At 75.7% G+C, this 7323-nt stretch carries 6 protein-coding genes; 5 read left to right on the forward strand and 1 reads right to left on the reverse strand.

What is annotated here, in order from left to right; all coding sequences use genetic code 11:
- On the reverse strand, positions 1-691 hold a 691-nt coding region (locus AB0E96_RS36110), incomplete at its 3' end, for a phosphoribosyltransferase (protein WP_359830212.1).
- 393 nt (positions 692-1084) lie between these two features.
- Between AB0E96_RS36110 and AB0E96_RS36115 the strand changes: the two genes are divergently transcribed.
- From AB0E96_RS36115 to AB0E96_RS36135, 5 genes are all read left to right on the forward strand, one after another.
- Positions 1085-1534, forward strand: coding sequence for an STAS domain-containing protein (locus tag AB0E96_RS36115; protein WP_359830214.1), 450 nt, complete (start codon positions 1085-1087; stop codon positions 1532-1534).
- A 13-nt stretch (positions 1535-1547) separates the two neighbouring features.
- Complete coding sequence (locus AB0E96_RS36120) at positions 1548-2039, forward strand: ATP-binding protein (RefSeq protein WP_359830215.1); 492 nt, start codon at positions 1548-1550, stop codon at positions 2037-2039.
- Between the two features lie 148 nt (positions 2040-2187).
- Positions 2188-2559: an STAS domain-containing protein gene (locus AB0E96_RS36125; RefSeq protein WP_359830218.1), complete on the forward strand. Its 372-nt coding sequence runs from the start codon at positions 2188-2190 to the stop codon at positions 2557-2559.
- A 137-nt stretch (positions 2560-2696) separates the two neighbouring features.
- Entirely contained in the window at positions 2697-6827 is a 4131-nt protein-coding gene (locus tag AB0E96_RS36130) for a HAMP domain-containing protein (RefSeq protein ID WP_359830220.1), read from the forward strand.
- A 91-nt stretch (positions 6828-6918) separates the two neighbouring features.
- Positions 6919-7305 carry an ANTAR domain-containing protein gene (locus tag AB0E96_RS36135; RefSeq protein ID WP_359830223.1) on the forward strand — a complete coding sequence of 129 codons (387 nt, stop codon included), beginning with the start codon at positions 6919-6921 and terminating at the stop codon, positions 7303-7305.
- The last annotated feature ends 18 nt before the right edge of the window (positions 7306-7323 follow it).

The following is a 7323-nucleotide window of genomic DNA, read 5'->3' on the forward strand; positions in this document are numbered from 1 at the left end:
AGCCCCGCCGTCCGCCGCCCGGCGCGCGCCCGGCCGGGGCCCGACCGGGCTGGGTGCGCCGGTGCAGCAGGACGGCCGCCTCGCGGTCGGTGACGTCGTGGAACTCGCCGTACCAGGGCCCGGCGGCGTGCGCGTAGCGGGGCAGGTGGAGGCAGACCACCGCGTCCACGTCCCGGCGCAGGTCGGCCGCGATCCGGGCGTCGCCGACCGGGGCCGCGAGGATCAGCCGCTCCGGCCGGTCGCCGGCGAGGGCGTGGAGGGCCGCCCGGACGGTGAGGGCGTCGATCAGGCCGTCGGAGACCAGGACGGCGGTGCGCCCCCGCAGCGGCAGCCGGTCGCGGCCCTGGCGGTAGAGCGCCTCGCGGCGGTGCACCTCGACCCGTTCGCGCTTGACGCTCGCGCCCAGCTCGGCCGTGGTGACGCCGAGATCCTTCAGGGTGTACCGGTCGAACAGCGGCGGGTCGCCGTCGGCGATCGCACCGACCGGCCGGTCGTGGCCCGGTACGGCCAGCGGGCGGACCACGGTGGCGTCGAGCGGGGCGCCCAGGGCCTCGGCGACCTCGGCGGCCACCGGCAGCCCGCCGGGTGCGAGCCCGAGGACCACCACCCCGGTTCCGGACCGCCCGCCCAGCAGCGGGGCGAGTCGGCGGGCCAGCTGGTGTCCGGCGGTGCTGCGGTCGAGGAATCTCACGGGCCTGTCCTTGTCCTCCGTGCGTTCGAGCGCCCCGGTCGGGTCCGGACGGCGCACCCCGGCGGGCGGCCTGCGGCCCCCGCCACCAGGGCGGCTGCCCCGCCACGGGAAGCCCTAACGTCCCGGACCGGTCCGCGACCGGTCCGGGCTGGATCCGGGGCGCGATGCGGGGCGCGGCCCGGAGGGTGCGAGCCGGGACCGGCCCGGAAGCTCGCGGTCCGAGGGTGTGCGCCGGCCGAGCCGGGGCAGGCGCGGGGCATGGACGGCCGACGAACGCTGCTCCCGCCCGTACCCGGGGTGCTCGCGGGTACGGCCGTTCGGGCGGCCCGGCCCGGCACGCGCGATGATGGTCCGGACGGCGCCCCGCCGTCCCCGCCGGACCGGGAGCCAGCCATGCCAGGGTCAGCCGAGCAACCCCGTGAGCCCGCCGGCCGGGACGGAGCCGGCGAGCCCGAACCCGACGGTCTGCGCGTCACGGTGGCCGACCGCGGGCCGGACCGGATCGTCAGCGTCGCCGGGGAGCTCGACCACGACAGCGCGGAGCTGCTGTGCTCCGCGCTCGCGAGCCCGGCGCCCGCGGACGGCATCGAGCGGATCGTGGTCGACCTCGCCGGTCTGCGGTTCTGCGACTCGACCGGCCTGAACGTGCTGCTGCGCGCCCGACTGGACGCCCGGGCCGCCGGGCTGCGGCTGGAGCTGGCCGGCCCCGTCCCGTCGGTGGCGCGGCTGTTCGCGATCACCGGGGCCGACGGCGTGCTGCGGGTCCACGCCGACCTCGGTACGGCGCTGGCGGCCTCCGGCGAGAGTCCCGAGGGGCCCGCCGCACCGCCCGGACCGAGGTGAGAGGAGGCAGGCCGTGGAACGCCCCGGGAACGGCGGGCCGCCGGAACGGGAGCAGACCAGGCGACTGGGGCTGCGGGGCAGCACTGCCGCGGTCCAGCGCAGCCGGGAGTTCAGCCGGCGGGCGCTGGTCTCCTGGCACTGGCTGCCGGCCCCCGACGAGGTCCGGCGGGCCGCTGCCGAGGACGTCCTGCTGATGGTCTCCGAGCTGGTCACCAACGCCTGCCTGCACGCCCCCGGCGGCCCGCGCGAGCTGCGGCTGTCCTGGGACGGCGCCCGGCTCCGGGTGGAGGTCGCGGACGCCAGCCCCGTCCCGCCCCGGCTGCGCCCGTTCGCCGGCCCGAGCCGGCCGGGCGGGCACGGGCTGCGGGTGGTGGACCGGCTCGCCGCCGCCTGGGGGTCCCGGCCCGAGGACGGCGGGAAGCTGGTCTGGCTGGAGGTGGCGTGCCCGCCGGCGCTGACGACGGCCGCCGCGGACGGGGCCGGGGAGCCGGGGCGGCCGGGCTGACCGCCGGGCGGGCCCCGCGGACGCGGTCCCGACGGCGGGCGCCGGGCCGGCCGGGGAGGTTTCCGGCGGGCCGCAGCGGACAGCCGCAGGGATGTGGACGCCGGCCACCGGCCGGTGGGGGCCCGTCCGGCGAGAGGAGTCCGCAGCCATGACGCAGCGCCCGTCGAAGTCGGGGCGCCCGGCCGTCGCCCGGGTGGAGGGGCTCACCGTCGAGACCCGGCCGTGGGCCCTCGGCACCGTGCTGGTGCCGACGGGCGAGCTGGACCTCGACTCGGCCGCCGACCTGCGGGCCGCCCTCGACCGGTCCCTCGCCGAGCTCGCCACCGTGGTCGTCGTGGACTGCGCCGGGCTGGAGTTCTGCGACTCCACCGGGCTCAACGTCCTGCTGCGGGCCAAGGCCCGGGCGGCCGTGGACGGCAGCCGGATCGAGCTGGCCCGGCCCCGGCCGCTGATCCTGCGGATGCTCGAACTCACCGGCGCCACCGACGCTTTTCCGATCCGCGACACCGTGCCGGGCTGAGGCCCCGGATCCCCCTCCCCGCGTGTCACCCCCGGCCCGCGGTGGCACAGTGGGAGCAGGGCGGCGGCCCGCTGCCCTCGGACCGGGGCGCCCGGACGGCGCACCCCGGCCGGGCGAGCGATCCGGACGGTGGACGGATGGACGAGCACCCGGTGGCCGGAGCACCCGCGCCCGGCCCGCCCGATCCGGCCGAGCAGGCGCTGCGGCAGCTGCTCGCCGGGCTGACGGCCGTACGCGACGGGGACTTCCGTACCCGGCTCGCCCCGGACCGCCCGGGGGTGCTGGGGGAGATCGCGGCGGTCTTCAACGGCATGGCGGACCAGCTGGCCCGGGTGACCTCCGAGGTGACCAGGGTGGCCCGCGAGGTCGGCACGGACGGTCGGCTCGGCGGGCAGGCCCAGGTGCCGGAGGCGACCGGGACCTGGCTGGAGCTGACGGACTCGGTGAACGCGATGGCGGGCAACCTGACCTGGCAGGTGCGCAACATCGCCCAGGTCACCACGGCGGTGGCGCGCGGCGACCTCACCCAGAAGATCGAGGTGGACGCCCGCGGCGAGATCCTGGAGCTCAAGAGCACCGTCAACACCATGGTGGACACCCTGTCCTCGTTCGCGGACGAGGTGACCCGGGTGGCCCGGGAGGTCGGCACCGAGGGCCGGCTCGGCGGCCAGGCCCAGGTGCCGGGCGTCGCCGGGACGTGGCGCGACCTGACCGACTCGGTGAACGCGATGGCGGGCAACCTGACCTGGCAGGTGCGCAACATCGCCCAGGTGGCGACGGCCGTCGCCGAGGGGGACCTCACCCAGAAGATCTCGGTTGCCGCCCGCGGGGAGATCCTGGAGCTCAAGACGACCATCAACACGATGGTCGACCAGCTGTCCTCGTTCGCCGCCGAGGTGACCCGGGTGGCCCGGGAGGTCGGCACCGAGGGCCGGCTCGGCGGCCAGGCGGACGTCCGGGACGTCTCCGGCACCTGGCGGGCGCTCACCGAGTCCGTCAACGTCATGGCCGACAACCTCACCGCCCAGGTCCGCTCGATCGCCGAGGTGACCACCGCCGTCGCCGAGGGCGACCTGACCCAGAAGATCCGGGTCGACGCGCGCGGCGAGATCCTGGAGCTGAAGGAGACCATCAACACGATGGTCGACCAGCTGTCCTCGTTCGCGGACGAGGTGACGCGGGTGGCCCGGGAGGTCGGCACCGCCGGGAACCTGGGCGGCCAGGCCACCGTCCGGGGCGTCTCCGGGACGTGGAAGGACCTCACCGACAACGTCAACGTGATGGCCTCCAACCTGACCGGCCAGGTCCGCTCGATGTCCGAGGTGGCGACGGCGGTCGCGCGCGGCGACCTCTCCCGGAAGATCACCGTCGAGGCCAAGGGCGAGGTGGCGGCCCTCGCCGACGCCATCAACACCATGGTGGACACCCTGTCCGCCTTCGCCGACGAGGTGACGCGCGTGGCCCGCGAGGTCGGCACCGAGGGCATCCTGGGCGGCCAGGCCCGGGTGCCCAACGTCGCCGGGACGTGGAAGGACCTCACCGACAACGTCAACTTCATGGCGCACAACCTGACCAGCCAGGTGCGCAACATCGCCCAGGTGACCACCGCCGTCGCCGACGGCGACCTGACCCGCAAGATCGACGTGGACGCGCGCGGGGAGATCCTGGAGCTCAAGACCACCGTCAACACGATGGTCGACCAGCTGTCCTCGTTCGCCGCCGAGGTGACCCGGGTGGCCCGGGAGGTCGGCAGCGAGGGGCGGCTCGGCGGGCAGGCCCGGGTGGAGGGCGTCTCCGGCACCTGGAAGCGGCTCACCGAGAACGTCAACGAGCTCGCCGGCAACCTGACCCGGCAGGTCCGGGCGATCGCCGAGGTCACCAGCGCCGTCGCGGCCGGCGACCTGACCCGCTCGATCAGCGTGGACGCCTCCGGGGAGGTCGCCGACCTCAAGGACAACATCAACGCGATGGTCGGATCGCTGCGCGAGACCATCCTGGCCAACCAGGAGCAGGACTGGCTCAAGACCAACCTGGCCCGCTTCTCCGCCGCCATCCAGGGCCGGCGGGACATCCTGGCCGTCGCCGAGATGATCACCGACGAGGTCACCCCGCTGGTCGGTGCCCAGTACGGGGCGTTCTTCCTCGCCGAGGAGGGCGCCGAGGGCGCCGAGCTCGCCCTGACCAGCGCCTACGGCCGCCCGGCCGGGGAGCGGCGGAGGCTGCGGCCGGGGGAGTCCCTGGTCGGCCAGGCCGCCCGGACCCGGCGCACCGTCACCGTGGACGACCTGCCGCCCGGGTACGCCACCGTCTCCTCCGGCACCGGCGGCACCGACGTCCGCTCGGTCGTCATCCTGCCGATCGCCCTGGAGGAGTGGCTGATCGGCGTGATGGAGTTCGCCTCCGTCCACCCGTTCACCGAGGCGCACCGCGACTTCCTGGCCCAGTTCGCCGAGGCCTGCGGAGTCAACCTCGGCAACCTGCTGGCCAACGCCCGCACCGACGAACTGCTCGGCGAGTCCCGCCGGCTCACCACCGAACTCCAGGCCAGGACCGACGAGTTGCAGGACGGCCAGGAAGAACTGCGCCGCTCCAACGCCGAGTTGGAGGAGAAGGCGGCGCTGCTCGCCCAGCGCAACCGGGACATCGAGGCGAAGAACCTGGAGATCGAGCAGGCCCGCCAGGAACTGGAGGACAGGGCAGGAGAGTTGACCCGCACCTCGATGTACAAGTCGGAGTTCCTGGCGAACATGAGCCACGAACTGCGCACCCCGCTCAACAGCCTGCTCATCCTCGCCCAGCTGCTCGCCGAGAACAGCGGCGGCAACCTCACCCCCAAACAGGTCGAGTACGCCGGCGTGATCCACTCCGCCGGCACCGACCTGCTCCAGCTCATCAACGACATCCTCGACCTCTCCAAGGTGGAGGCCGGGAAGATGGACCTCGCCGTCGAACCCTTCACGCTGCGCGAACTGCTGGAGTACGTGGAGTCCGCCTTCCGGCCGCTGGCCGACCAGAAGGGGCTCGCCTTCGACCTGTCCGTCGACCGCACCGTGCCCGAGTGGATCGTCACCGACCAGTCGCGGCTGCGCCAGGTGCTGCGCAACCTGCTCTCCAACGCCGTCAAGTTCACCGACACCGGCCGGATCGAGCTGCGCATCGAACGCGTCGAGGGGGACGAACTGCCGCCCGGGCTCGGGCGGTCGCCCGCCGCCGTGGCCTTCCACGTGGACGACACCGGGATCGGCATCGACCCGGCCCACCTGGACACCATCTTCGGTGCCTTCCAGCAGGCCGACGGCTCCACCGCGCGGCGCTACGGCGGCACCGGTCTCGGGCTGTCGATCAGCCGGGAACTCGCCCGGCTGCTCGGCGGCGCCCTCACCGTCCGCTCCGCGGCGGGGCAGGGCAGCCGGTTCACCCTGTACCTGCCGCTGGGCGAACAGGCGCCGGCGGGCGACGGGGACGAACCGAGGGTCCTGGTGGTGGAGCCCGATCCGCCGGGGCTGCTCACCCAGCTCGCCCGGGCGGTTGTGGCGGCGTTGCCGGAGACGCCGGCCGACGGCTCGACCGCGGAGGGGAGCGGGACGGCGGCGGCCGTGCGGGTCGACGGGGTGGGCGACGAGGCCGGGCTGCGGGCCGCGCTCACCGGCGGGCCCTACCGGTGCGTCCTGCTGGACCTCGTCGGCGCCGTGGACCTCGCCCCGCTGCTCGGGGAGCTCGCCGCGGGCGGCACCCCGGTGCTCGGCTACGGGAGCGCGGGCACGCCGCCGCCCGTGGGCGTGGAACGGGTCGGCGGGCTGGACGAGCTGCGGGTCCGGGTGACCGGGGCGCTCGGGGGCGGGAGCTCCGCCGTCACCGAGGAGGCCCCGGCCCCGGCCCCGGCGGGACCGCTCGACGGACGGACCGTACTGATCGTGGACGACGACATCCGCAACGTCTTCGCGCTCACCGCCGCCCTGGAACGGCACGGCCTGAACATCCTGCACGCCTCCGACGGCCGCGCCGGGCTCGACCTGCTGCGCGCCCACCCGGAGACCGACCTGGTGCTGATGGACGTCATGATGCCCGGACTGGACGGCTACGCGGCCATCGCGGCGATCCGCGCCGACGCGCGCTTCGAACGGCTGCCGGTCGTCGTCGTCACCGCCAAGGCCATGCCCGGCGACCGGAGCCGCAGCCTGGCGGCCGGCGCCGACGACCACGTCACCAAGCCCGTCGACACCGTCCGGCTGCTGGAGCGGATGCGGGACTGGCTGGACGCCTCATGACCGCACCTCGGCGTGGGGGAGCCGCGGCCGGGCGCCCGCCGGGTGCCGCGGTCCGGCATGACCGAGCGATGGCCCCCCACCGGGGTGCGCCGTGACCGCCGGGCCGGAGCCGTCCGGTCAGGAGGCCGCGGAGCGCACCGCCCGTGCCCTGGCCGAGACCGTCCGCCGCCTCCGGGCCGCCGCCGCCCGGGCACGCGCCGAGGCGCGGACCAGGGCCGCCGTCGACCTCGCCACCGGCATCCTGGCCGAACGGCTCCGCCTGCCGGTCGCCGAGGCCGCCGCTCACCTCGCCCGGCTGGCCCGGGAGTCGGGCGTGCCGGTGCTCGCACTGGCGGCGGACATCGCGGGACTTCCGGAGCCGGGGCCCCCTCCGGGCGGCGGGACCGGACCGGAGGGTGGGAGCCGGACGAGCAGGACCCCCAGGGCATCGTGCGCCGCCTCATGGACGCGCTGGCGCCCGGCAGCTTCCTCGCCCTGACCGTCTTCACCGGGGACA

The organism is Kitasatospora sp. NPDC036755 (assembly GCF_040636595.1).
Lineage (GTDB): Bacteria > Actinomycetota > Actinomycetes > Streptomycetales > Streptomycetaceae > Kitasatospora.